Annotated in this window: 24 protein-coding genes; 4 read left to right on the top strand and 20 right to left on the bottom strand. The window is 57.4% G+C overall.

Annotation, left to right across the window (positions count from 1 at the left end; translation table 11 throughout):
• Positions 1–31: 31 nt before the first annotated feature.
• The 10 genes from flgK to flgB form a co-directional block, all read right to left on the bottom strand.
• Positions 32–1684: a flagellar hook-associated protein FlgK gene (gene flgK, locus A6U95_RS08855; RefSeq protein WP_065684202.1), complete on the bottom strand. Its 1653-nt coding sequence runs from the start codon at positions 1682–1684 to the stop codon at positions 32–34.
• Positions 1685–1825: 141 nt separating this feature from the next.
• Positions 1826–2767 (bottom strand): flagellar assembly peptidoglycan hydrolase FlgJ, encoded by a 942-nt coding sequence (gene flgJ, locus A6U95_RS08850; protein ID WP_065684201.1) that lies wholly within the window; start codon positions 2765–2767, stop codon positions 1826–1828.
• Positions 2767–3867 (bottom strand): flagellar basal body P-ring protein FlgI, encoded by a 1101-nt coding sequence (locus A6U95_RS08845; protein WP_065684200.1) that lies wholly within the window; start codon positions 3865–3867, stop codon positions 2767–2769. The genes flgJ and A6U95_RS08845 overlap by 1 nt, the downstream gene beginning before the upstream one ends.
• A gap of 10 nt (positions 3868–3877) precedes the next feature.
• Complete coding sequence (locus A6U95_RS08840; protein ID WP_051363241.1) at positions 3878–4531, bottom strand: flagellar basal body L-ring protein FlgH; 654 nt, start codon at positions 4529–4531, stop codon at positions 3878–3880.
• A gap of 125 nt (positions 4532–4656) precedes the next feature.
• Entirely contained in the window at positions 4657–5439 is a 783-nt protein-coding gene (flgG, locus tag A6U95_RS08835) for a flagellar basal-body rod protein FlgG (RefSeq protein ID WP_021180943.1), read from the bottom strand.
• Between the two features lie 17 nt (positions 5440–5456).
• Positions 5457–6212, bottom strand: coding sequence for a flagellar basal body rod protein FlgF (locus tag A6U95_RS08830; protein WP_021180942.1), 756 nt, complete (start codon positions 6210–6212; stop codon positions 5457–5459).
• A 12-nt stretch (positions 6213–6224) separates the two neighbouring features.
• Positions 6225–7463, bottom strand: coding sequence for a flagellar hook protein FlgE (flgE, locus tag A6U95_RS08825; protein WP_065684199.1), 1239 nt, complete (start codon positions 7461–7463; stop codon positions 6225–6227).
• Positions 7464–7542: 79 nt separating this feature from the next.
• Positions 7543–8253 (bottom strand): flagellar hook assembly protein FlgD, encoded by a 711-nt coding sequence (gene flgD / locus A6U95_RS08820; protein ID WP_024528902.1) that lies wholly within the window; start codon positions 8251–8253, stop codon positions 7543–7545.
• Between the two features lie 15 nt (positions 8254–8268).
• A complete protein-coding gene (gene flgC / locus A6U95_RS08815; RefSeq protein ID WP_021180939.1) occupies positions 8269–8673 on the bottom strand; it encodes a flagellar basal body rod protein FlgC in 405 nt (134 codons plus the stop codon).
• 5 nt (positions 8674–8678) lie between these two features.
• The gene (gene flgB / locus A6U95_RS08810; protein ID WP_024487043.1) at positions 8679–9092 is read right to left on the bottom strand and encodes a flagellar basal body rod protein FlgB; all 414 of its coding nucleotides are present in this window, start codon (positions 9090–9092) and stop codon (positions 8679–8681) included.
• A gap of 162 nt (positions 9093–9254) precedes the next feature.
• Between flgB and flgA the strand changes: the two genes are divergently transcribed.
• From flgA to flgN, 3 genes are all read left to right on the top strand, one after another.
• Positions 9255–9911, top strand: coding sequence for a flagellar basal body P-ring formation chaperone FlgA (flgA, locus tag A6U95_RS08805; RefSeq protein ID WP_065684198.1), 657 nt, complete (start codon positions 9255–9257; stop codon positions 9909–9911).
• 122 nt (positions 9912–10033) lie between these two features.
• A complete protein-coding gene (flgM, locus tag A6U95_RS08800) occupies positions 10034–10345 on the top strand; it encodes a flagellar biosynthesis anti-sigma factor FlgM (RefSeq protein ID WP_024528905.1) in 312 nt (103 codons plus the stop codon).
• A gap of 21 nt (positions 10346–10366) precedes the next feature.
• Positions 10367–10801 carry a flagellar export chaperone FlgN gene (flgN, locus tag A6U95_RS08795; protein WP_024528906.1) on the top strand — a complete coding sequence of 145 codons (435 nt, stop codon included), beginning with the start codon at positions 10367–10369 and terminating at the stop codon, positions 10799–10801.
• Between the two features lie 135 nt (positions 10802–10936).
• Here flgN and A6U95_RS08790 read toward each other — a convergent pair whose 3' ends face one another.
• The gene (locus A6U95_RS08790; protein ID WP_065684197.1) at positions 10937–11509 is read right to left on the bottom strand and encodes a hypothetical protein; all 573 of its coding nucleotides are present in this window, start codon (positions 11507–11509) and stop codon (positions 10937–10939) included.
• Positions 11510–11638: 129 nt separating this feature from the next.
• On the opposite strand from A6U95_RS08790, the gene A6U95_RS08785 reads away from it, so the two are divergent.
• Positions 11639–12550: a LysR substrate-binding domain-containing protein gene (locus A6U95_RS08785; RefSeq protein WP_065684196.1), complete on the top strand. Its 912-nt coding sequence runs from the start codon at positions 11639–11641 to the stop codon at positions 12548–12550.
• On the opposite strand, the gene A6U95_RS08780 is transcribed toward A6U95_RS08785, so the two are convergent.
• The 9 genes from A6U95_RS08780 to A6U95_RS08740 all read right to left on the bottom strand — a co-directional run bounded on the left by A6U95_RS08780 (position 12541) and on the right by A6U95_RS08740 (position 22737).
• On the bottom strand, positions 12541–12942 hold the full coding sequence (locus tag A6U95_RS08780) for a flagellar protein FlhE (protein ID WP_065684195.1): 402 nt from the start codon (positions 12940–12942) through the stop codon (positions 12541–12543). The two genes, A6U95_RS08785 and A6U95_RS08780, sit on opposite strands and share 10 nt — an antisense overlap.
• Positions 12942–15020: a flagellar biosynthesis protein FlhA gene (gene flhA / locus A6U95_RS08775; RefSeq protein ID WP_024528908.1), complete on the bottom strand. Its 2079-nt coding sequence runs from the start codon at positions 15018–15020 to the stop codon at positions 12942–12944. The genes A6U95_RS08780 and flhA overlap by 1 nt, the downstream gene beginning before the upstream one ends.
• A complete protein-coding gene (gene flhB, locus A6U95_RS08770) occupies positions 15013–16155 on the bottom strand; it encodes a flagellar biosynthesis protein FlhB (RefSeq protein ID WP_065684263.1) in 1143 nt (380 codons plus the stop codon). Before flhB ends, flhA begins: the two co-directional genes overlap by 8 nt.
• A gap of 153 nt (positions 16156–16308) precedes the next feature.
• On the bottom strand, positions 16309–16953 hold the full coding sequence (gene cheZ, locus A6U95_RS08765) for a protein phosphatase CheZ (protein WP_065684194.1): 645 nt from the start codon (positions 16951–16953) through the stop codon (positions 16309–16311).
• Positions 16954–16967: 14 nt separating this feature from the next.
• Positions 16968–17357 carry a chemotaxis response regulator CheY gene (gene cheY, locus A6U95_RS08760; RefSeq protein WP_021180929.1) on the bottom strand — a complete coding sequence of 130 codons (390 nt, stop codon included), beginning with the start codon at positions 17355–17357 and terminating at the stop codon, positions 16968–16970.
• Between the two features lie 49 nt (positions 17358–17406).
• Complete coding sequence (locus tag A6U95_RS08755; protein ID WP_021180928.1) at positions 17407–18456, bottom strand: chemotaxis response regulator protein-glutamate methylesterase; 1050 nt, start codon at positions 18454–18456, stop codon at positions 17407–17409.
• The gene (cheR, locus tag A6U95_RS08750) at positions 18456–19328 is read right to left on the bottom strand and encodes a protein-glutamate O-methyltransferase CheR (protein WP_065684193.1); all 873 of its coding nucleotides are present in this window, start codon (positions 19326–19328) and stop codon (positions 18456–18458) included. The genes A6U95_RS08755 and cheR overlap by 1 nt, the downstream gene beginning before the upstream one ends.
• 21 nt (positions 19329–19349) lie before the next feature.
• Entirely contained in the window at positions 19350–20981 is a 1632-nt protein-coding gene (locus A6U95_RS08745; protein WP_065684192.1) for a methyl-accepting chemotaxis protein, read from the bottom strand.
• Between the two features lie 88 nt (positions 20982–21069).
• The gene (locus tag A6U95_RS08740) at positions 21070–22737 is read right to left on the bottom strand and encodes a methyl-accepting chemotaxis protein (protein ID WP_065684191.1); all 1668 of its coding nucleotides are present in this window, start codon (positions 22735–22737) and stop codon (positions 21070–21072) included.
• Between the last annotated feature and the right edge of the window lie 461 nt (positions 22738–23198).

Below are 23198 nucleotides of genomic sequence, written 5' to 3'. Positions count from 1 at the left end.
GCCGGTATACCGGCTGCAGTTAACGGTAAAATCAACGAATATTCAGTATGGCGTCAAACAACGAGCTGGCGGTCTGGATCACCTGCGCATTGGCCATGTAATACTGTTGGAAACGCAGCAGTTCGCCATACTCTTCGTCCAGGTTAACCCCGGAGATGGACTGCTGTTGGGTTTGCAATTGGGTCACAATATTGGTTTGTGCGGTGGCGTTGACCTTGGCGGTAGCGGTCTGGTTACCCACGCTGCTGACCAATCCGGCATAGGCGCCGCTCAAGGTTGCTTTACCCTCCACCACTTTGGCGGTTTGCAGATCGAGCAGTTTCTTGACGTTGTCGTTATCACCCTTACCGCCATCTTCCGTTCCTGCGGCTGCAAACTTGGCCGAGTCGCTGATCGCGACCTTCAGGGTTCCGGCCACATCGCTAACCGGCTTCACGGTAAAGCTGTCATTCTTTTGCGCGTTGCCCGTCACACCGACCTGCAGGCCATCAAAGCTCAGCGTCGGTTTGCCATCCGCATCGGTGCCTGCGGTGGCAGGCACTTTAACGTTGTCGGACAGGCGCGTGACCTGCCAGTTGGCACCGTCAAACTCCATGCGGTAGTCGCTGGCCTTGACCTTGCTGGTATCGGTAAAGGAGACCGACAGCGAGGCATTGCCGGTGTTGTTGATATTGTTGACCGTACGCCCACCTGAGAAGCTGAAGAAATCTTCCCCCGGATCGCCGTTGATATCAAAACCTTCGCGATGCTGCTGGTTAAAGCTATCGGCCAGCGCCAGGGCCAGTTGCCCCAACTGGTTACGTGCGCCGTCCAGTGACTCACTGCGGAACTTCAGCACGCCGCTGACGCTGCCGCTGCCAATCTGGCTTTCCGGAATTTCGCTAGCGCCATTGCCGCGATCGTAACCCAGCGTCAGGCGGGACGGGTCTTTGCTGGAAGGCATCGCCGTCACCTGATAGGAGGAGTTGCCTTGCACCAGCGTCAAGCCGTTGGCGAAGGTCACGGTATAGGCATCACCGTCCTGCTGAGTGACCTGAACGCCGACCACTTTGTTAAGCTCTGTCACCAACTGATCGCGCTGATCCAGCAAGGCGTTCGGCTCGCTGCCGCCGCTGCTGGCCCGCACCTGAGTGATTTCGTTATTCAAACGGGCGATCTGCTGGCTGTAAGTATTGATCTGGTTGGCGCTGTCGCTCAGTTGCTGGTTGACGCCCGCATCCATATCGCGCAGATATTTATCCGCATTGTTGAACTGATTCACCAGGCCGTTGGCCTTGCCTAACACGGTCTGACGGGCAGCGTCATCCCCGGCATTGCTGACAACGTTTTGCAGATTTTTGAGGAAATCTTCCATCCCCGATGCCAGGGTATTGGTTTTGGACGCCAGCAGGTTGTCGATCTGGGAGACTTTTTCGAAGTAGCTGCTCTGGGCCGAAGCTTCGCTTTGCGCTCCGCGCAGCTGGGTCATGATGAACTGGTTATACTCGCGATTGACCGTAGTCACGGTGGCTCCGTTGCCGATAAATCCGTTCATGGTGCCCAGGCCGCCGTTTTGCGCCAGGATCGCGGTTTGGCGGTTATAGCCCGCCACGTTGTAGTTGGAAATGTTATTACTGACGGTGCTAAGCGCAACCTGCGCCGCATTCAGGCCACTCATCGCGGTATTGATTAAGCTGTTGGACATAGAGGTTCCTTATGCTGCGGTGCCAGCGGCCCACAGAGGTCAAAAATTGTGCCGGGCGTTGCCATCCAGCCTGTTTGGGTTATCGGCCATCTGACGGCAAACTTGAGTAAAAAAATGGGCGCTGCATGCAGCGCCCGACGGCTAAAACAGATCCTGCAAATCGTGGGTATAGGCCTTGGTTACCTGCTCCCCAGCGCTTTTCATTTGCTGGATCATGCTGACCAGCTTTTTGGCATACAGCGGATCGGTCGCATAGCCGGCCTTTTGCAGCGCATGTGCCGCCTGCTCGGGGCTGCTGGCACTGGCAACGTTGGCGTAGCGCGGGTTGTTGGTCAGCAATTTGACGTAATCCCCAATCGCTTCCATATAGGAGCCATACACGCGGAAGCGTGCCTTGACCTTCTTCGCCACCCCTTCCTCGAACTCGGTGGTGGTGATCTCCGTCACCGGGCCATCCCAACTGCTACCAGCCTTGATACCAAACAGGTTATAACTGCGTGAGCCATCCGCCGCTGGGATCTCGCGTTGCCCCCAGCCAGACTCCAACGCAGCCTGCGCCACAATCAACTGGTGCGGAATACCGCTTTGCTGGCTGGCAACCCGTGCCGGAATGGACAACTGCGCCACAAAGTTGCCGTTGCTCAACGGCAAGGGAGGCGCCGAAGGTATTTTGGGCACTGCCCGGCGGACCATCTGCTCCAATGCCTGACGCGGCAAGGTCTGCAACACCTCGTTGTCCAGCGCCATCGGCACCGTTCCTGCGGTTTCACTTGGGCGGCTGTTTCCGGCAGAGAGCTGTTTGACCATCATGTCCGCCAGCCCCAGGCCTTTCTGTGACATCTGTTGGGCGATCTGCTGATCGTACATCGAGGTATACAACCGCGTCTGATCGCTGCTCAACACACCGTCCTGCGGCAACGCAGCACGCATGCTTTTCAGCATCATCTGCACGAACATTCCTTCAACCTGCTGGGCAACCTGCTTGATATTGCCCTGCGGATCGGCGGCAACATCACGCTTCAAGCCGTTCAGCGACTGGGTGTCATAGGCAGCACCCGACATAGCCATCAGATCGCTGCTCATCAGATAATTTCCAGTTTGGCACGCAGGCAACCAGCGCTCTGCATTGCCTGCAAGATAGACATCAGGTCGATCGGCGTCGCCCCCAGCGCATTCAACGCGCGAACCACGTTATTGAGGTTGGCGCTGGCGTTCACTTTTTGCAGTGAACCGCCCTGCTGCTGCACGGAAATCTGGGTATTCGGCGTCACTACGGTCTGGCCACCGCCGAATGGCGTATCCGGCTGGCTGACGGTGTTTTGCCGATCGACCACCACCGACAGGTTCCCTTGTGCTACCGCGCAGGAATCCAGTACCACATCGCGGTTCATTACCACCGAGCCGGTCCGGGAGTTGATGATCACTTTGGCATCCATCGCCCCAACGTTAATGCTGATATTCTGAATATCCGCCAGAAAGCGCACTTGCGAACTATTGCCGCGCGGCACCAATACCTGCACGGTACGGGAATCGAGCGGAGAGGCGGTGCCACTGCCGCGCTGGCGGTTGATGGCGTCGCTGATCTGTTGTGCCAGGGTGAAATCATCGTCGTTCAGTTGCAGGTTGATCACGCCATCCTGGCCGAAGGTGGTCGGCAATTCGCGTTCGATGGAAGCGCCGTTGCTGATACGGCCACCGGCCAACTGATTGACCTGCACGCTGCTGCCCCCGGAGGACGCACCGGCCCCGCCGACCAGCACGTTACCCTGTGCCAACGCATAGACCTGATTATCAACACCTTTGAGCGGTGTCATCAGCAGTGTCCCGCCACGCAGGCTTTTGGCGTTACCCATTGAGGACACCACCACGTCGATATTCTGCCCCGCACGGGAGAACGGCGGCAGCTTGGCAGTTACCATCACCGCCGCCACGTTTTTTAACTGCATGTTGGTGCCTGGCGGAACGGTGATCCCCAACTGCGACAGCATGTTGCTCAGGCTCTGGGTGGTAAACGGGGTTTGCATGGTCTGGTCGCCAGAGCCGTCCAATCCCACGACAAGGCCGTAGCCAATCAACGCGTTGTCACGTACGCCCTGTACCGTCACCAGATCGCGGATGCGTTCCGCCGTCGCGGGCAGGCAAACCAGCATCATGGACAGTGTGAGAAGAAACTTTTTCAGCATCGGTCAATCCTTAGAACGGTGAAACATTTAAGAAGAAGCGCTGTAGCCACCCCATGGTCTGCGCTTCATTGATATAGCCGTTGCCGACGTATTCAATACGCGCATCCGCCACCTGGGTGGACGTGACCGAGTTATTGCCACTGATGGTGCGGGGGTTAACCACACCGGAGAAACGGATGAATTCGGTGCCCTGATTAATGGCAATTTGCTTTTCGCCCACCACGTGCAGGTTGCCGTTGGCCAAGACCTGATTGACCGTGACGGTAATGGTGCCGTTAAAGGTGTTGTTGGCGTTCGCCCCACCCTTGCCGCCGAAGGTGCTGTCGCCGGAGATATCCATGTCGGCTCGCGCGTTACCAAGCAGCCCTTCGAGGTAACGCGGTGAAGTGGCTACGCCAAATTTGCTGGCCCCATTGCGGCTGGCGTTGGCGGATGAACTCTTGCTGGCGCTGACATTTTCTTGCAGCACGATGGTCAGGGTGTCGCCGATATTACGCGGGCGACGATCTTCAAACAGCGGCTGATAGCCGTAGTTCATCGGCTGTACCGTCTGGAAAATCGAACCGTTCGGCACCGGTGCGCCTGCCGGAGCGGGCTGAGCCGTGGTAGCCCCGTCAACCAGGGGGGTATGCGGAATATAGGCACAGCCGCCAACTGTCAGCATCAGCAGCCCGGCCAGGACGCGTTTGCCTTGCTGCGGCACGCTGGCCGCTAAAAAGGTGGTTACCACGGGTATCGCCTTTGTTGCTCTGGATAAGGATTACGGGCGCAGCAGGCTGCGCCCGTCGATTACAGTTGCGTCAGCTTTTGCAGCATCTGGTCAGACGTTGATACCGCTTTGCTGTTGATCTCATAGGCACGCTGGGTCTGGATCATGTTGACCAACTCTTCCGCCACGTTGACGTTAGAGGTTTCAACATAACCCTGATACAACAGGCCTGCCCCGTTGAGGCCAGGGGTACTTTCGTTAGGTGCGCCGGAGCTTTCGGTTTCCTGGTACAGGTTTTCACCCATGCTTTCCAGGCCGCTATCGTTGATAAAGGTGGTCAACGTCAGTTGCCCGACCTGCTGCGCCGCCGTCTGACCCTGCTGGGTCACGCTGACGATGCCATCACGGCCCACGGTAATGCTCAGGGCGTTGGCCGGAATGGTGATCGCCGGTTGCACCTGGAAACCACTGGCGGTCACCAATTGGCCATTCTGATCGATTTGGAATGAACCATCGCGGGTATAGGCCTGGGTGCCATCCGGCAACACCACCTGGAAGAAGCCCTGCCCCTTGATCGCCACGTCTTTGCTGTTGTTGGTCTGCGACAGGTTACCCTGGCTGTGGATGCGCTCGGTCGCCACCGGGCGTACGCCGGTACCAATCTGCAAACCGGAAGGCAGCGTGGTTTGCTCGGAAGACTGAGCCCCGGGCTGACGCATGGTCTGGTACAGCAGATCTTCAAACACCGCACGCTGGCGTTTAAACCCGTTGGTACTGACGTTCGCCAGGTTGTTGGCGATCACGTCCATATTGGTCTGCTGCGCATCCAGACCGGTTTTGGCAATCCATAAGGATGGGATCATGATTTATTCCTCTGCACTCAGCTCATTGACAGCAATGAGTTGGCGCGCTGTGCGTTTTCATCCACGCTGTGGATGACCTTCATTTGCATTTCGAACCGGCGAGCGTTGGCGATCATATCCACCATCGTCTCCAGCGGTTTGACGTTACTGCCCTCCAACACTCCCGGCATGATCCGCACATCGGGATCGTTCGGTAGTTGGTTGCCACGCTGCTGCTGAGCCTCGGCAGTCAGATGGAACAGGCCGTCGTCCCCGCGCACCACTTCCCGAGCATCGGCCTTTACCAGCTTCAGGCGGCCAATCTGGGAAATGGTGTTAGGCGGATCGCCTGGATTTAACGCCGAGATGGTGCCGTCCGCCGCCAGCGTCAGTTCTGCCTGCGGCGGGGCTTCGATCGGCCCGCCATCCCCCATCAGCGGCACGCCCTGCACCATCAACTGCCCGGTGGAAGAGATCTGGATGCTGCCGTTACGGCTGTAAGCTTCGGTGCCGTCCGGCAGCCTTAGCGCCAGAAACCCGTCCTGCTGCAATGCCACATCCAGTGGCCGCCCGGTGTAGTTCAGCGGCCCTTGGCTCATGTCTGCCCCAGGCGTCGAAGCGGCCACCAGCGTACGCGTCTGCATGCTTGGCCCATCAACCGGCACTGCACGCAGCGCCGAAAGCTGTGCACGGAAGCCCGGCGTGGAGGCGTTGGCCAGGTTGTTGGCCGTGACCGACTGCTGCTCCAGCGTCTGCCGGGCACCCCCCATCGCGGTATAAATCGCGTGATCCATAAATCAATCCTATTAGCGCAGGCTGACCAGCGTTTGCAGGATCGAATCCTGAGTTTTGATGGTTTGCGCGTTTGACTGGTAGTTACGCTGCGCGACGATCATGTTCACCAGTTCCTGACTCAGATCGACGTTGGAAGATTCCAGCGCGCCGCTGGTCAGTGAACCGAAACCACCGCCGCCCGCCAGGCCCACACGTGGCTGACCTGAAGCACCGGTCTCCTTCCAGACGTTATCGCCCTGTGCGGCCAGCCCTTCCGGGTTGGAGAAGTTGGTCAACACGATCTGCCCCAGCAATTGGGTCTGCTGGTTGTTGTATACCCCGACCACGGTGCCATCTTTGTTGATCTGGAAGCCCTGGTATTCCCCGGTGGCATAGCCGTCCTGGGAAATCTTGCTGACAGAGTCACTACCAACGTTCTGTTGCAGGCTACCGGCAAAGCTCAGGTTAAAGTTTTGCGCCAGCGCGCCGTCTTTAGCCGACATTGGCACGACCAGGTTGAATGGCGTGGCGCTTGGTTGGCCCTGCGCATTCAGCGTTCCGGTCAGCGTACCGCTGTTGTCAAAGTTCAGGCTGCCCGCTTTGGCAGACGGAGCACCTGTCACGCTGCCGTCCTGGGTGTAAACGTCCCACTTGTTATCGGCTGTTTTAACAAAGTAGGCGTTGATGTTGTGTGCATTGCCCAGGGTGTCGTAGGTGGTAATGGTGTTGACGTAGTTAAACGAGTCGGTCTTGTTAGGATCGAAAGGCGTCACCGCCGGTGGCTTATGGGTCGATTTCAGGTTGGCCACCATATTGCCGCTGGTGCTGGCTTTGGCGTTCATCATGCCTTCAGGGATGCTCAGCGGTACCGGATCGGCTCCCTGCTGGATGGTTGGAGGCGAGCCAGCCGCCGGGTAGCCGGTCAGGCTCAACCCTTGCATGTTGGTGATGTTGCGGTTGGCATCCATGATGAACTGCCCATTACGCGTATAGAAGATGCCACCATCGGCGTCTTGCATACGGAAGAAGCCGTTCTGGCTGATGGCGATATCCATTGCCCGGTTGGTGTTGGTGGTAGTACCGCCGTTGAAGTTCTGGGTGATCCCCGCCACTTTCACCCCCAGCCCGACCTGCGAGCCAGCAAACATATCGGCAAAGGATACGCTGCCGGATTTAAAGCCATAGGTGGCGGAGTTGGCGATGTTGTTACCAATCACATCCAGGTTGGTTGCAGCCGCGTTTAAACCGCTGACCGCTTGAGAAAAAGCCATGTCGTTCTCCGAAATAGGTCATTTAAAAAGGTGTCTTCAGGATCGAGCGATCCATTGCCGACGTGGAAAATCACTGCGCTTAGTTTGACGAACCCAGTTTGGACAGGATCAGGCGTACGTCATCCAGCGTTGAGGTCCCCGCCACGCCCAGATCCAGTTTTGCCCCATCCGTACCGCGCGTGACGCCATTAACCATGGCGAAACGCAGTGGCTGCGCCACCAACTGCTCACCACCGTTTTTGGCGTTGATCGCCACGGTGTAAGAGCCATCTGGCGCATTGGTGCCATCCTCCAGCGAACCGTCCCAGGAGAAGGAGTGCACACCGGCGGTCAGCCCGCCCAGATCGATGGTGCGGACCACTTTGCCAGTGGCATCGCTGATGGTCGCCGTCACCGCATCGGCGGTGCGTTCCAGCTCGATGCCAAACGGCGTGGTGCTGACCTTGCCAGCGTCATTCCCCACCAGGATCTCCTTGCCCGGCACCATCACGCCGTGGCCAATCAGCGAACTGGCCTGGATCGACTGGTTGCCGCTGATCTGGCCGGAGATCGACCCCAGCGTGGTGTTGAGCTTCTCGATCCCGCTGACCGTATTGATCTGGGCCAGTTGGGTAGTCAGTTCGTTGTTTTGCATCGGGTTGGTGGGGTCCTGGTTTTTCAACTGGGCCACCAACAGCGTCAGGAAATTGTTGCTCAGATCCTGGCTGGTATTGCCATTCGCACCGCTTTTGGCGCCGGTACCGGCAATGCTGTTGTCGAGTGATTCATTGGTGGTGGCGGCAATGGCCATAAATAAAAGCTCCGGTTACTGACCCAGCGTCAGGGTTTTCATCAACATGGATTTGGTGGTATTCAACACTTCGACGTTGGCCTGATAGCTGCGCGAGGCCGAGATGGTGTTGACCATTTCCCCTACTACATCGACGTTGGGCATTCGCACGTAGCCTTTGGCATCCGCCAGCGGGTTACCCGGCTGAAACACCAAGCGCTCCGGAGAGGGATCGTCTACCACCTGAGCGACACGCACGCCGCCGGTCGACTGGCCTGGTGCTGCTGCAACCTCAAACACCACCTGTTTGGCCCGATAAGGCTGGCCATCCGGGCCGGTGGCGCTGTCGGCGTTGGCCATATTGCTGGCGCTGACGTTCAGACGTTGGGATTGTGCGGACAGGGCCGAACCGGAGATATCAAAAATATTCAATAACGACATGGGAATTATCCTCCTTGCAGCACGGACATCATGCCTTTGATCTGGCCGTTCAACAGCGTCAGGTCGGTTTGATATTTCAGGCTGTTATCAGCAAAGTTGGTGCGCTCACGGTCCATATCGACCGTGTTGCCATCCAGGGAAGGCTGATCCGGTACGCGGAACATAAGATCCAGCGACGGTGGCTGCATATTCTGCGCCGGGATATGGCGCGCCGAGGTCAGATTCAGCGCCACACCGCTGCCGTTGACGCGCCCCTGCTCCATGACTTTGTTCAGTTGGCTGGCGAAATCGATATCACGAGCCTGATAGCCCGGCGTATCTGCGTTGGCGATGTTGGCCGCCAGGATTTCCTGCCGCTGGGCGCGCAGGTTCAGCGCCTCCTGGCCAAAACGCAGAGCAGCGTCCAATTTGTCGAGCATGCTCCCTCCGCGAGGTTAGAATTTGGAGCCGACAGCATAAACGCCCTACCTGTCAGCCTATCGTGGGAATAAGGGCAAAATGCGTCGCTATTTGTCTGCTTAGCCTGCGCGCGTAACGGTTACACTTGTCCCCCTGTGGTCGCTGCGCCTGTGAGGCAAAATATGAAAAGGATCCTGCTGTTGGTCGGCTTGCTGATCGGGCTGAACGCGCACGCCGAGGGCCTGGACGGACAGGTGGAGAGCTTTATCAAGTCACAATTTGCCACCAGTACCAACGTGACTGACGTCAAGGTGCTGGTGCGCACGCCAGCAAGCCGTTGGCCGCAGTGCGAATTGCCACAGCTTTCGTTGCCACAGAATGCTCGCCGCTGGGGTAACATCAGCATCTCGGCCCGTTGTGGCCAGGAGCGGCGTTTTATTCAGGCGCAGGTGCAGGTGGCGGGACATTATCTGGTGGCAGCACGGGGGATCAGCGCGGGTAGCAAACTCACTGCAGCGGATATCAAGCTGAAAACCGGCCGATTAGACACCCTGCCGGCGCGTACCCTGACCGATAACGCCAAGGCGATCGGAGCCGTCAGCCTGCGCAATATCAGCCCTGGGCAGCCCTTGAATATGGTGATGCTGAGACGGGCCTGGGCGATCAAGGCCGGGCAAACGGTACAGGTGATGGCGCAGGGCGATGGATTTAATATCAGCGGTGCAGGGAAAGCGATGAACAACGCCGCCGCCGAAGACAGCGTGCGCGTGCGCATGGCCTCCGGGCAGATTGTCAGCGGTACTGCCAATGACGATGGCACAATTCGTATTACTCTATAAAAAAATAAAGCTTTGCCAATACTTGTCGATAACAAAGTCATAGCAGCATTTATCCGGCCACCAGGGCCACAGAGTTGAATTCCCCGTTGCCTCGGCGGCGGTGGTAAAGATGGAGATTGAACATGAGTATCGATCGTACCCAACGGTTGCAACCCGTGCCCACGGTGCATCCGCGAGAAACACAGACAGACAGCACGTTGCAAGCACGTAAAAAGGTATCGACGGAAACTGCGGTCAGCGGCACCCAGGTTAAGCTGAGTGATGCACAGGCTCGCCTGATGCAGCCGGGTAGCCAAGATATCAATATGGAGCGAGTGGAAAGCATCAAGCAAGCGATCCGCAACGGCGAATTGAAGATGGATACCGGCAAGATTGCCGACGCCTTGTTACAAGACGTGCAAAGCGAATGGCAGTCCGGCGCCGATCGGGGTTAACACCAAGGGTGAGTCATTGATATGGAAAACCTGGCACAACTGCTGGATAAGCTGCTGGACACCTTGCAGGCATTAGGCACGGTGCAGACGGAGGAGCACACTTTACTGTGCTCGAAAACCTTGGCTGGCGTGGCTCTGCAACGCGTGACCGATGCAAAAAGCCAACTGCTGGCGACGGTCAATTATCTGGACCAACAGCGGCTGGAGATGGAACGGCTGCAACACTGCCAGGCACCTTATGATGGCCAACCGCAGTTGGCGACCCGCTGGCAGCAAGTGCAACAGCAAAGCCTGCAACTGCGCGAACAGAATCACCATAACGGCATGCTGCTCAATCATCATATTGAGCACAATACGCAGGCTCTGGCGATTTTAAACAAGCAGAATAAATCGCTGTACGGCCCCGATGGTCAGTCCCGCGCAGGGAGCCTGCTGGGCCGTAAGATTGGGGTTTGAGCACGGCCCCCTCACCCACAGGTAGAGGGGACAGAACGTGCCACAACTCTGCTGCTGAGTCTGCATCTCATACCATTCCCACAATTTCATTTGCACCTGAGCTAGCGCCAGCTGGAATTGGCTCCTGTACTCGCTCTAGCTCCAGGGTTGGGGTGAGGGGCCTTCACGCTCTGCAATGCGCACCACCAACGCGCCGAGCAAAAGCAGATCGATCAACCACGCGATGGCAAAGTTCGGCGATGCCTGTGCGTAGATCAACAACGTCACCGACAAAACGACACCGATGACCGCTAATGAGGCAACACCGGCAACTACGCTGATATGGGCTAACGGCTGCAACAGCACCGTCGTCACCCGGCTAGCGCTCCCCAGCCCAATACCGCCGATAACGATCCCCGGCAACATCATCAGCCAATCATTGCTGCCAAGTAACACCAGCAACAATCCGACGGCAGAAAGCAGCAGGCTCTGCCATAACGCGGCCAGGGTTTTCTGTTTTTTCGCCGCCAGCAAACGCATTAACACCACGCCACAGGCATAGGCTAACAGCAGCGTCAGTAACTGCGTGATGGCAACCTCCGGCCTTCCCCACCCAATGTTCAACAGCACAACGCCTGCCGATATCAATACGCTGTATATGATGGTGCGAGCAATCGCTCCCGGTTCCCCTACCGCGCCTGCGGTACTTATTTCTGCTGGTGTTCTCATCACGGCTCCTGACACTGGGATGGAATGATGAATTAATCTCACTCCATTAATCGAATGCCATCAGCCTATCCAAGGTATATAGTCATAACAAACTCATAGTTTTCAGCCTTGGATGAGAATAATTCAGCCATGAAAAAAATCCATCTCCCCCCGCTGGGCGCTTTGCGCGCCTTTCATGCCGTTGCCACCTGTAGCAGCTTTAAACAGGCTGGTGAGGAACTCAACGTCAGCGCAACGGCGATCAGCCATCAGATCAAATTACTGGAGTCGATTCTGGTATGCAGGGTCTTCGAACGCAGTGCGCGCGGGGTTAGCCTGACCGAAACCGGCGAGATGTTATATGCCGGCACGCAACGCGCCTTTGCGGCTCTGGAGCAGGCCGCCGCGCAGATTATGCATTCTCAACAGCCTCAGGCTCTGACGGTCACCACCACTTCCAATTTTCTGACCCATTGGCTGGTGCCGCGCCTGGCCGATTTCAAGGCGGAATTCCCGGACATCGACCTGCGGTTACATACCAGCGTAGAACGGGTCGATTTAACGCAACGCACCGTCGATGTCGCCATTCGCTACCGGGAAATACCGGAGCAAACGTTGCACTCAACTTTATTGTACGAGGATCGCTTTATCGCAGTAGCCAGCCCGTCATTGGCGCTGGCAGATATCGACGATTTACGCGGGGCGACGCTGTTTCACGTAGAAAACCGGCTAGTGCCCACCGACTCCCCGAGCTGGCAAAACTGGCGGAGGAACTATGGGCCACAGGATCTGAATGTAGAGGCGGGGCTGACCTTCAGCGATGAAACCCATGCGCTTCAAGCGGCGATTGCGGGACAGGGGGTGGTGATTGCCAGCCAGTTGCTGGCGCGAGATTTGTTACAACGCGGCGTGTTAACCGCGCCGTTCGAAATGTCATTACCCGGTGCCCGCTATTACCTGGTTACCACGGAAGAAAACGCGCAACGCCCGGATATCATTGCGTTGCGTGACTGGCTGTTAAGGCAAATAACGCCAGGGATGACCTATCATCCTCACTCATAATTCACAATCACCTGATTAGAGATCGCCCGCAGCGGAGGATTTAACGCGCCGCGAGACTGCACGTAATAAATGAAGCGGAACTCACTGTCCGCGGGAATACCGTTGAACGCCTCACTTCGGCCGCTGCCCGCGCCGAGCGGTAGGCAGCGTGAGGAGGTACAAAGCTGCACCTGTAATCCGGCAGGCGCGCCTGCCAGCAACTGATAACGCCAGCTTACGCTGGTCACCCGAGCATCGGCCGCCGGTGGATTAGCTGGCCGCAGGCTGGGGGAGGCATCACGCACGCTCCCCGTTTCCAACGTGACGCCGCTGGCATCCGCGGCCCAAGAGCCCGACACTGCCTGCGCAGCCAACGGAGCGAACAACACCAATAAAGGAAGGAAAGCTTTCATCAGGCGGCGCCTATGGTTGAGGTCATGCGGATCTGACGTTCGTCGTTGATTTCCAGGTTCGACAGCACCACCAACTGCGGCAAGGTACGGCGCAGGAAGCGGGCCAGCAGGGCACGTAACGCATGGTTTACCAGCAGCACCGGCGGTGCGCTGAGCATTTCCTGACGCTGCAGCGCCTGCTTGGCCTGATCCAACAAGCGGTCCGCCAGCCCCGGCTCAAGACCTCCGCCCCCTTGCAGAGCCTGCAACAGCAGGCGCTCAAGCGGCGTATCCAGACCAATGACCTGGATCTCACCGTTACCTGGGAACCACTGCTGGGTGATGGCCCGCCCAAGAGCCACGCGCACCACGGAGGTCAGTTCGAAAGGATCGCTTTGCGTTGGCGCATGTTCCGCCAGCGTTTCTATAATGGTACGCATATCGCGAATCGACACCCGCTCGGCCAGTAGATTCTGTAGTACCTTGTGCAACGTGGTCAGCGAAACTACGCCAGGCACAAAGTCCTCCGTCAGCTTCGGCATCTCCTGCGAGACACGATCCAACAATTGCTGGGTTTCCTGGCGGCCAAACAGCTCGCTGGCAAACTGACCAAGCAAATGGTTAAGGTGAGTGGCGACTACGGTGCTGGCTTCCACCACCGTGAACCCCTGGATCTGCGCCTGTTCACGCAGTGCGCTATCGATCCACACCGCCTCCAGCCCGAAGGCCGGATCGACGGTTTTGTCACCGGCCAGCTCACCCACCGCATTGCCCGGATTTATCGCCAGCCAGCGCCCCGGATGTGCCTCACCGCTACCGATCTCTACCCCTTTCATCAGAATGCGGTAACTGGCCGCCGACAGTTCGAGGTTGTCGCGAATATGCACCACCGGCGGCAGATAGCCGGTATCCTGAGCGAATTTTTTACGGATGCCACGAATACGCCCCAGCAGCTCGCCGTTTTGCTGAAAGTCCACCATGGGGATCAGGCGGTAACCGACTTCCATGCCCAACGGATCCTCCAGCTGTACATCTGACCAACTGGCCTCCACCGCCTGCGGATTTTCCTGCGGCAGCGGCGGTTCTTTGACTTTCGGCGCCTGCTGTTCACGCCCGCGTAGCCGCCAGGCCAACGCCAGCAGTGCCGCCGTGAACAGCAGGAACACCAGGTTTGGCATACCAGGAACCATCCCCAGCAGCCCCAATACCCCAGCACTCAACACCATCACACGCGGATTGTTGAACAGCTGGTTGACCATCTGCTCGCCAACGTCCTCATCGGTCGCTACGCGGGTGACGATCACACCGGCCGCCGTCGAGATCACCAACGCAGGGATCTGGGCGACCAGGCCATCACCGATGGTCAGTAAGGTATAGGTTTCAGCCGCGGTACCCAACTCCATACCGTGCTGGATCACGCCGACCAACAGGCCACCCACCACGTTAATCACCATGATCATCAAGCCTGCTACCGCGTCACCGCGCACAAACTTGCTGGCACCGTCCATCGAACCGTAGAAATCCGCTTCCTGCGTCACTTCGGATCGGCGCTTTTTAGCCTCGTCTTCGCCGATCAACCCGGCGTTCAGATCGGCATCGATCGCCATCTGTTTGCCCGGCATCCCGTCAAGGACAAAACGGGCGCCCACTTCGGCAATACGCCCGGCCCCTTTGGTGATCACCATAAAGTTGATCAGCACCAGAATGATGAACACCACGATACCAATGGCGAAGTTGCCACCCACCAGGAAGTGACCGAACGCTTCAACCACCCGCCCCGCGGCCGCCGCGCCGGTATGCCCTTCCATCAGGATGATCCTCGTGGAAGCGACGTTCAGCGATAGGCGTAACAGGGTTGAGAACAGCAGGATGGTCGGGAAGGCGGCGAACTCCAGCGTCCGCTGGGTAAACATCGCCACCAACAGCACCATGATCGACAAGGCAATATTGAAGGTAAACAGCAGATCGAGGATAAATGCCGGTAACGGCAGCACCATCATCGACAGGATCATCAGGATCAGTATCGGGCCAGCCAGCACCTGCCACTGCGTATCTTTAAAATTACCCGGCAAACGAAGCAGGGAGGCCAAATTAGCCATCTGAGTTATTCTCTCCAGCAAAATCCAGTGCTTCAGGCACCGGTAAACGTTGAGGTTTTTTCGGGATCAGGCCACCTTCACGCTGCCAACGGCGCAGCTGGTAGACCCAGGCCAGGACCTCGGCCACGGCGGCATACAAGGTCGTGGGAATGTGTTGCCCAATCTCACTGTGACGGTATAGCGCCCGCGCCAGCGGCGGAGCTTCCAGAGTCGGGATACGGTGTTCGTTCGCCAATTCACGGATACGCAAGGCGATCTCCCCTGCCCCTTTGGCAAGGACTTTTGGCGCGCTCATGTTCTTGTCGTTGTATTGCAATGCCACGGCGTAATGTGTCGGGTTGGTGACAATCACGTCGGCCTTCGGCACGTCGGACATCATGCGGCGGCGAGAGATGGCCCGCTGTTGCTGGCGAATACGCCCTTTGACATGAGGATCGCCCTCTTGCTGCTTATGTTCGTCGCGGATTTCCTGCTTGGTCATCTTCAATTTCTTGAAGTGGCTCCATAGCTGATAAAACACGTCGAAGGCCACCATCGGCACCAGCCCAAGGACGATCAGCATGCCGCAGAAGATCACAATCTGTAGCGCATTGCGCAGTGCGTCCTGCGGTTGCTGGGTGACCAGATGCAGCATCGCCGCCCAGTTGTGCCACAGATAAAGCCCGGCTACCCACCCCACCAGCGTCGCTTTGAGAATGGCCTTCAACAACTCTGCCAGCACCTGGGTGGAGAACATCCGTTTTAATCCGGAGATCGGGTTCATGCGCTTGGCATCAAACTTAAGGCTGAAGCCCACGCCACCCAGCAGCATCGGGGCCGACAGCGCCACCAGCACCAATCCAGCGAGGATCGGCATCAGCGCCCACACCGCCTGACGCAGCAGCATGGCAAACTGGCGCAGCATCTGCTTATCGTTGCTGACCATGTTGTGATCAAAATGCAGCCCTTCCGATAACATCCTCGCCAACTGTTGCGCGATATGGCCGCCCGCTACCCACAAGATCGACAACCCCGCGATCAGCATCAGGATCGAAGTCAGTTCACGCGAACGCGCAATCTGGCCCTCTTCACGCGCCTTTTCCAGCCGGTGGGGTGTGGGGGCCTCAGTTTTTTCCATATCACTGTCTTCGGCCAAGGCGAGGGTTCCCATGCGTGCGAAGAATAGAATTGCCGCCAGCATGCCAAAAAAATACGGATTTCATTGCGGGAACAACGGCGCAAAAGGCCGGTTATTTCGGGGATGGGCTAGCAAAAAGATTTAGGGCGCAGGGTGCGCCCTAATAAATGATCAAAAACCCAGGCTGTCGAGCAGATCGTCCACCTGGGCCTGATTGGCAATTACGCCAGCCCCGTTCTGATCCAGCTGCGGGCCATTGAGCAAGCTGCCGTTCGGCCTTTTCTCTTTGGCTGGCTGATCCGGGATGTTTTCCATCAGTACCATCAGCAGCTGCTTTTCAATCTCCTGCACCACGTCCATCATGCGCTTGATCACCTGGCCGGTGAGATCCTGGAAATCCTGCGCCATCATGATCTCCAGCAACTGGGCGTTGGTGAATGCGGTGTGCTCCGGCACCCGATCCAGATACTGACGGGTATCCGTCACCAGTGAACGGGCATCTGCCAGCTCGATCGGGTTGGCAAACCACTCGTCCCAGCGCCCTTTAAGCGTATTGGCCTGCGACTCCAACTCCGCCTGTCGGGGTTGTGCCGCTTCCACGCAGTTGAGCGCTCGTTCCGCCGCCTGCGCCGTCATGGTGACCACATAATCAAGACGGTCGCGTGCGTCCGGGATCGCTTCGGCAGCCTGAGCGATAGCCTGATCTAGCCCCAGCTCACGCATGCTGTCACGCAGCATGCGGGTCAGTTGACCGATGCGGGAGATGATCTCACCCGCTGTCGCTGCATCGCTGGCAGGCATTGGAATATCTCTCATCGCCCTCTCCTTTTTTACATGCCCAGTTTTTCAAAGATCTTGTTGAGCTTCTCTTCCAGCGTCGCCGCCGTGAAGGGTTTGACCACGTAACCACTGGCACCCGCCTGAGCGGCAGCAATGATGTTCTCTTTCTTGGCTTCCGCCGTCACCATCAGCACCGGCATAGATGCCAGTGCACCGTCGGCACGGATGGTTTGCAACAGCTCGAGACCATCCATGTTCGGCATATTCCAGTCCGATACCACGAAATCGAAGCTGCCAGCGCGCAGTTTGTTCAACGCATCCGCCCCGTCTTCCGCCTCTTCGACGTTGTTAAAACCCAGTTCTTTCAGCAAATTTCTGACGATGCGGCGCATGGTAGAAAAGTCATCCACCACCAGAAATTTAAGGTTCTTATCTGCCATTATTGCTCCTAAGGTTAATCGTTTTTGCCCCGAGGTTCGGGGCATAACATCAAATACGCAGCGCCTGACCACCCGCGATCTGCGCCAACATGCGTTGGCTCATGCGCTCCAATTCCACTACTTCATTGACTCCGCCGGTGGCAATCGCCTCACGTGGCATACCAAACACCACACAGCTGGCTTCGTTCTGCGCCAGGGTGTACGCCCCGGCACGGTGCATTTCCAGCATGCCTGCCGCACCGTCATTTCCCATACCGGTGAGGATCACCCCCACCGCATTGCGCCCGGCAAACTGGGCCACCGAACGGAACAGCACATCGACCGAAGGACGATGCCGGTTCACCGGCGGGCCATCATGCAGCCGAACCTGATAGTTGGCGCCGCTGCGCGTCAGCTCCAGATGACGATCTCCCGGCGCGATATAGGCATGGCCCGGCAAGACGCGTTCGCCGTCTTCGGCTTCTTTCACCGTGATCTGGCACAGCTTGTTGAGCCGCTCGGCAAATGAACGGGTAAACCCTGGCGGCATATGCTGAGTGATCAATAACGCCGGGCTGGTAGCCGGTAACGGCTGCAAGACGTGGCGGATTGCCTCGGTACCGCCGGTAGACGCCCCGATAGCGATCAGCTTCTCACTGCTCAACAACGGCGTATGGCTGAGGATCTCCGGAGCCGGTGCCGTTGAACGCTGTGGCAGACGCGCCTTGGCCGCCGTGCGGATCTTTTCGGCAATCAGCTCGCTATAGGCCAGCATGCCTTCGCGGATCCCCAGCTGCGGCTTGGTGACAAAATCCACCGCGCCCAGTTCCAACGCCCGCAGGGTGATCTCCGATCCCTTTCCGGTCAGCGACGATACCATCACCACCGGCATCGGCCGCAGGCGCATCAGTTTTTCCAGAAAATCCAGCCCGTCCATACGCGGCATTTCGACGTCCAGCGTCAGCACCTGCGGGTTGAATTTCTTGATCAGATCGCGCGCCACCAGCGGATCGGGGGCTGTCGCCACCATCTCCATATCGGGATGGCTATTGACAATCTCGGTCATCAGCTGCCGCATCAGGGCAGAGTCGTCTACGCTTAATACGCTGATTTTATTCATTACCTCTCCTTGGTCAGGCCATACACGGTCTGCCCACGCAAGTAGAAATCCCGGCTGATCTGGCTGAAGTTTTCGGAATGGCCGGCAAACATCAGGCCCCCCGGTTTAAGCAGCGGCACAAAGCGCCGCAAAATGCGCTCTTGTGTTTCCTTGTCAAAATAGATCATGACGTTACGGCAAAATATCGCATCAAATTGACCCGGCAACGCCCATTCAGGGGCCAGCAGATTGAGCGGCTGGAAATGCACCTGTGCCGCCAGTTCTGGCCGAACCCGTACCAGACCATGGTGAGGCCCGGTCCCTCGCAGGAAATAACGCTGCATCTGCGCCGGTGTCAGGGTGCGCAGATCTTCCTGGCGATACACCCCCGCTTCGGCCTTTTCCAATACCTGAGTATCAATATCGCTGGCCCACACCTGCGTCCCCGTAGCCCGCTGTCCTAGCGCCTCATTCAAGGTAATGGCGATCGAGTAAGGCTCTTCACCGGTCGAGGCAGCGGTACTCCACACGCAGTAACCATTGGGCCGCGAACGCGCATGTTCCGCCAGGATCGGGAAATGATGCGCCTCACGGAAGAACGCCGTCAGGTTGGTGGTCAGGGCGTTGACGAATGCCTGCCATTCGGCGCTGTTGGTGTCACTTTCCAGCAGCACCAGATAACTACCAAAATCGGGTATTCCCAGCAGCCGCAGACGGCGAACCAGACGGTTGTAAACCATCTCGCGTTTGTGCTCAGCCAACACAATACCGGCACGCTGATAGATCAACTGGCTGATCCGTCGGAAATGCACATCCGACAGGGGCAGCCGTTGCACCATCTGTGTCAGTAAAGACGCAGGCTCTTTATTGGCGGGTGAAGAGGAACCACTCATAGCCCTTCACCCAATGGGTTGTTACTTGCCATACAATTCGACACTAGTTGCTTCCTTTGCCACTGATAAAACTCCGTTGTTAAGACTTTCTGATAAGGTGATGTTGTCGTCCGCCAGGCGGAATACCGCTACCGCATCGGCCAGCGTAATAGCCTGCTCTTCCAATGCCGCCGCCGCAGAGGCCGCTTGTTCCACCAGCGCGGCGTTCTGTTGCGTCACCTGATCCATCTGGGTCACGGCCTGAGTGACCTGCTCGATACCGCGGCTTTGCTCATCGGAAGCCGAGGAGATCTCGCCCATGATGTCGGTAACGCGAGTCACCGAACGCACGATATCCTTCATCGTGGCACCAGAGTTTTCGACCAACACCGACCCTTGCTTAACACGGCCGACCGACTCATCGATCAGCACTTTGATTTCTTTGGCTGCCTGGGCGCTACGCTGTGCCAGATTGCGTACCTCTGCGGCCACCACGGCAAAGCCTCGCCCTTGTTCACCCGCCCGCGCCGCTTCAACCGCCGCGTTCAATGCCAGGATGTTGGTCTGGAAGGCAATGCCGTCGATCACGCTGGTAATGGCGCCAATTTTCTGCGAGCTGCTGGCAATATCGTGCATGGTGGTCACCACATCGTCGGCCATTTCCCCGCCTTTGGCAGCGGTGGCTGAGGCATCGCGCGCCAGCTTTGAGGCTTGGCGGGCATTGTCGGCGTTCTGTTTCACCGTGGCAGTTAACTGCTCCATACTGGCGGCAGATTCTTCCAGCGACGCGGCCTGCTGTTCGGTGCGGGAAGAGAGATCGTTATTACCTTCCGAAATCTCCTGTAGCCCGATCAGGATCGACTCGGCACCTTCGCGCACCGCACCCACTGTGCCAATCAACGAGTTCTGCATGCGGTGCAGGCTGGCAAACAGCTGGCTGATCTCGTTGCGGCCATACACCTGGATCGGCGCGGCCAGATCGCCGTCGGCGATACGGTCAAAGTGGCTGCGCATAATATTCAGCGGTTGAACCAACATATTGCGCAACCACCACATGGCGCTGGCGGTCACCAGGATCAGCATCAGCACCGCGCCGCACACTAGCCAACCGGCCAGCGTGAAGGAGCGCTGGTTGGCCGCATTGGCCTGGGCGATATTTTCGTTGACCAGTTGCAGGTACTGGACAAAGTCGGCTTCGAACAGGTCCTGCATTTTCTGCGTGGGTTGATCCATAAAGCCCTGCAGATTGCCGCCCTCCAGGAAGACGATCAGTTCGCGCAGCGCACCGCGTAGCCGCTCATAGCTGGCTTGGGTGGTTTCTGTCAGTTGCTGCTCCTGGTCGCTGTTACGCGAGACGGCCAGGAACTGATTAAAATAGAGATCGGCCTTCTGCAACGAACTGCGGGCGTTGCCCATCAGGGCATCGACCTGTTCTTGCGGCACTTTCAGCGCTGCACGGGTGCCGGCCCGGTTCAAGGTGTTACGTGCCTGTAGCAGGGAAACCCAGCTCAGGCTGAGGGCGTCACGCTGCTGGCTACCCAGACTAATCAGATTAAGATTGTGGTTATCGGAGCGGGAAGCGGTATACGACAAGCCGGTGCTAATCAGTTGCATCAGGCAAAAGGTCAGCAGTAATAAAAACAGACTGGTAGAGATACGGACTCGGTTAAACACGATAAACCTCCAGGTAGCCGCGGGTTAACACGACTTAGGACGGAAAAAAGGGCCACGCTCTCGTAGGGAGAACGCAGCCCAATGCCGGTTAGAACGTTTCCCAGTTCTCCTGCGGATCGCTGGCGTTCATTTTTTTATGATTGATTACCGGGGTAACGACTTTACTGTTGGCGGATGACTTGAACTCGTTTTGGCCTTCCGCTTTCAGTCGGAATACCGCAACGGACTGGGTCAGGCGGCTGGCCTGCTCTTCCAGAGCTGCCGCCGCAGAGGCCGATTCTTCGACCAAAGAGGCGTTCTGTTGGGTGACGCGATCCATTTCGGCAACCGCCTGGCCAACCTGATCGATACCACGGCTTTGCTCGTCGGAGGCCGAAGCGATTTCACCCATGATGTCGGTGACGCGGGTGACGGCATTAACGATATCGCCCATGGTTTCACCGGCGCTTTCCACCAGCACCGAGCCCATATCGACGCGGCTAACCGAGTCTTCAATCAGGCCTTTGATCTCTTTGGCTGCCTGCGCGCTGCGACTTGCCAGGTTACGTACCTCACCGGCCACCACGGCAAAGCCACGGCCCTGTTCACCGGCACGAGCCGCTTCTACTGCCGCATTCAACGCCAGGATGTTGGTCTGGAAGGCGATACCGTCGATCACGCTGGTAATATCGGCAATCTTCTGCGAGCTGCCAGCGATGTCGTGCATGGTTTGCACCACGTTGGCGACCACTTTGCCGCCTTTCTGCGCGGTTTCTGAGGCGCTCAACGCCAGTTGGCTGGCCTGACGGGCATTTTCGGCGTTCTGTTTCACCGTCGCGGTCAACTGTTCCATGCTGGCGGCGGTTTCTTCCAACGAGGCGGCCTGCTGTTCGGTACGGGAAGAGAGATCGTTGTTACCTGCGGCAATCTCGGAAGCACCGCTGTAGATGGCATCGGCCCCCAGACGCACGCCGCTGACGGTGTCGATCAGTTCGCCTTGCATATGTCGGAGGCTGGCTGCCAGCACGCCCATTTCGTTGCGGCTGTTGACGTCGATCTGGTGAGTCAGATCGCCTGCGGCGATCAGTTTAATGTGCTCAATCATTCGGTTGAGTGGACGCACCAGGATATGGTGGATGCCGAACCAAACCATGGCGATCACCGCCACCACCAGTACCAGCACCACGCCCAGCGTCCAAACGGCAAATTCGAAAGAGCTGTCGCCATCTTCGACCGCAATCTGGTATAGCTTGTCGTTCTGAGTCAGGTAGCGGTTATAGAGCTGTTCAAATTCAGTCTGATAACGCTGAGTGGGCTGTTCAAAGAAGGCGTCCAGCTTGCCGTCACCCAACAGCGGGATCAGTTCCGACAGTGCAGTGTGCAAAGTGGTATAACGCTGCTTGAGTTCATCTGCCGCTGCGGCATCCTGGCGAGCATCCAGAGGGATCTTCTCATAGGCAGCGTAGTGCTGTTCCGCCATGCTCAAGGTGTTTTTCGCCGAGACCAGCAGTTCATCAACGGTAGCACCGGTGCCCGCTTTATTGAGGTCCATCATGTAACGGATCCCGGCACGATTGAGGGTATTGCGGGTTTGCAGCAAGTTTACCCAGCTTTCATTCAGTTCTGACTGCTGCTGTCGGATAGTTTGCAGTACGGTAAAATTTTCTTTGTTATCTTTCAGCGAAGTGAAAAACAGCCCACCGGAAACCAGCTGCAAGGCACCGAATAACACCAGCACCAGCAATAAGCTGGTGACCACCTTCATACGATTAAACATTTTTACCCTTCTTGGAAGCCCGCACAGACAAGCGCTGTGTACGTTAACTGTCTGGGTTATCGGCGTGGCAGAAGAGAACTTTAAGAAAAATCTGTAACTATTTTTTTGTATTGTGCGGGGGGTAAGATTTTAGCTCGGCGAAGGGATGGCCCCTCACCCTAACCCTCTCCCACAGGGAGAGGGAACAGAACGTGCAACTGATTAGTACCGTATGCGTCCTTCACATCATCCCGATTACAGCTTTCCCAAAGGGCAAAGGAAACGAAAGTACCACTGATTAACTACAGCCAATATCGCACGTTTTACAGATTAGCTTCTGCATCTGAACACAGCGCCGTACCAGCTCCCTCTCCCTGTGGGAGTGTACAGACCGGGGACATGGTAGACAGGTGTTCAAGGACATGGTGAACACTTTTTAACATCCTTTACCCATGATGATCGACCTATTTCTCAGGTCGATC

Source organism: Serratia sp. 14-2641 (genome assembly GCF_001692375.1).
Taxonomy (GTDB): Bacteria; Pseudomonadota; Gammaproteobacteria; order Enterobacterales; family Enterobacteriaceae; genus Chania; species Chania fonticola_C.
Note: the sequence above shows the minus strand (reverse complement) of the source record. Positions and strands in the feature narration are given on the sequence as shown.

Bases quoted from the DNA above. Each gene is read 5' to 3' on its own strand.
- flgJ (WP_065684201.1), bottom strand. From the start codon at position 2,767: ATGAGCAGCGATCTGATGGCTATGTCGGGTGCTGCCTATGACACCCAG.
- A6U95_RS08780 (WP_065684195.1), bottom strand. From the start codon at position 12,942: ATGAAAGCTTTCCTTCCTTTATTGGTGTTGTTCGCTCCGTTGGCTGCG.
- flgB (WP_024487043.1), bottom strand. From the start codon at position 9,092: ATGCTCGACAAATTGGACGCTGCTCTGCGTTTTGGCCAGGAGGCGCTG.
- flgK (WP_065684202.1), bottom strand. From the start codon at position 1,684: ATGTCCAACAGCTTAATCAATACCGCGATGAGTGGCCTGAATGCGGCG.
- A6U95_RS08840 (WP_051363241.1), bottom strand. From the start codon at position 4,531: ATGCTGACAGTTGGCGGCTGTGCCTATATTCCGCATACCCCCCTGGTT.
- A6U95_RS08785 (WP_065684196.1), top strand. From the start codon at position 11,639: ATGAAAAAAATCCATCTCCCCCCGCTGGGCGCTTTGCGCGCCTTTCAT.
- A6U95_RS08830 (WP_021180942.1), bottom strand. From the start codon at position 6,212: ATGGATCACGCGATTTATACCGCGATGGGGGGTGCCCGGCAGACGCTG.
- flgC (WP_021180939.1), bottom strand. From the start codon at position 8,673: ATGTCGTTATTGAATATTTTTGATATCTCCGGTTCGGCCCTGTCCGCA.
- flgM (WP_024528905.1), top strand. From the start codon at position 10,034: ATGAGTATCGATCGTACCCAACGGTTGCAACCCGTGCCCACGGTGCAT.
- cheY (WP_021180929.1), bottom strand. From the start codon at position 17,357: ATGGCAGATAAGAACCTTAAATTTCTGGTGGTGGATGACTTTTCTACC.
- flgA (WP_065684198.1), top strand. From the start codon at position 9,255: ATGAAAAGGATCCTGCTGTTGGTCGGCTTGCTGATCGGGCTGAACGCG.
- flgE (WP_065684199.1), bottom strand. From the start codon at position 7,463: ATGGCTTTTTCTCAAGCGGTCAGCGGTTTAAACGCGGCTGCAACCAAC.
- cheZ (WP_065684194.1), bottom strand. From the start codon at position 16,953: ATGAGAGATATTCCAATGCCTGCCAGCGATGCAGCGACAGCGGGTGAG.
- flgG (WP_021180943.1), bottom strand. From the start codon at position 5,439: ATGATCCCATCCTTATGGATTGCCAAAACCGGTCTGGATGCGCAGCAG.
- flgD (WP_024528902.1), bottom strand. From the start codon at position 8,253: ATGGCCATTGCCGCCACCACCAATGAATCACTCGACAACAGCATTGCC.
- A6U95_RS08845 (WP_065684200.1), bottom strand. From the start codon at position 3,867: ATGCTGAAAAAGTTTCTTCTCACACTGTCCATGATGCTGGTTTGCCTG.
- flhA (WP_024528908.1), bottom strand. From the start codon at position 15,020: ATGGCTAATTTGGCCTCCCTGCTTCGTTTGCCGGGTAATTTTAAAGAT.
- A6U95_RS08755 (WP_021180928.1), bottom strand. From the start codon at position 18,456: ATGAATAAAATCAGCGTATTAAGCGTAGACGACTCTGCCCTGATGCGG.
- flgN (WP_024528906.1), top strand. From the start codon at position 10,367: ATGGAAAACCTGGCACAACTGCTGGATAAGCTGCTGGACACCTTGCAG.
- A6U95_RS08790 (WP_065684197.1), bottom strand. From the start codon at position 11,509: ATGAGAACACCAGCAGAAATAAGTACCGCAGGCGCGGTAGGGGAACCG.
- A6U95_RS08740 (WP_065684191.1), bottom strand. From the start codon at position 22,737: ATGTTTAATCGTATGAAGGTGGTCACCAGCTTATTGCTGGTGCTGGTG.
- cheR (WP_065684193.1), bottom strand. From the start codon at position 19,328: ATGAGTGGTTCCTCTTCACCCGCCAATAAAGAGCCTGCGTCTTTACTG.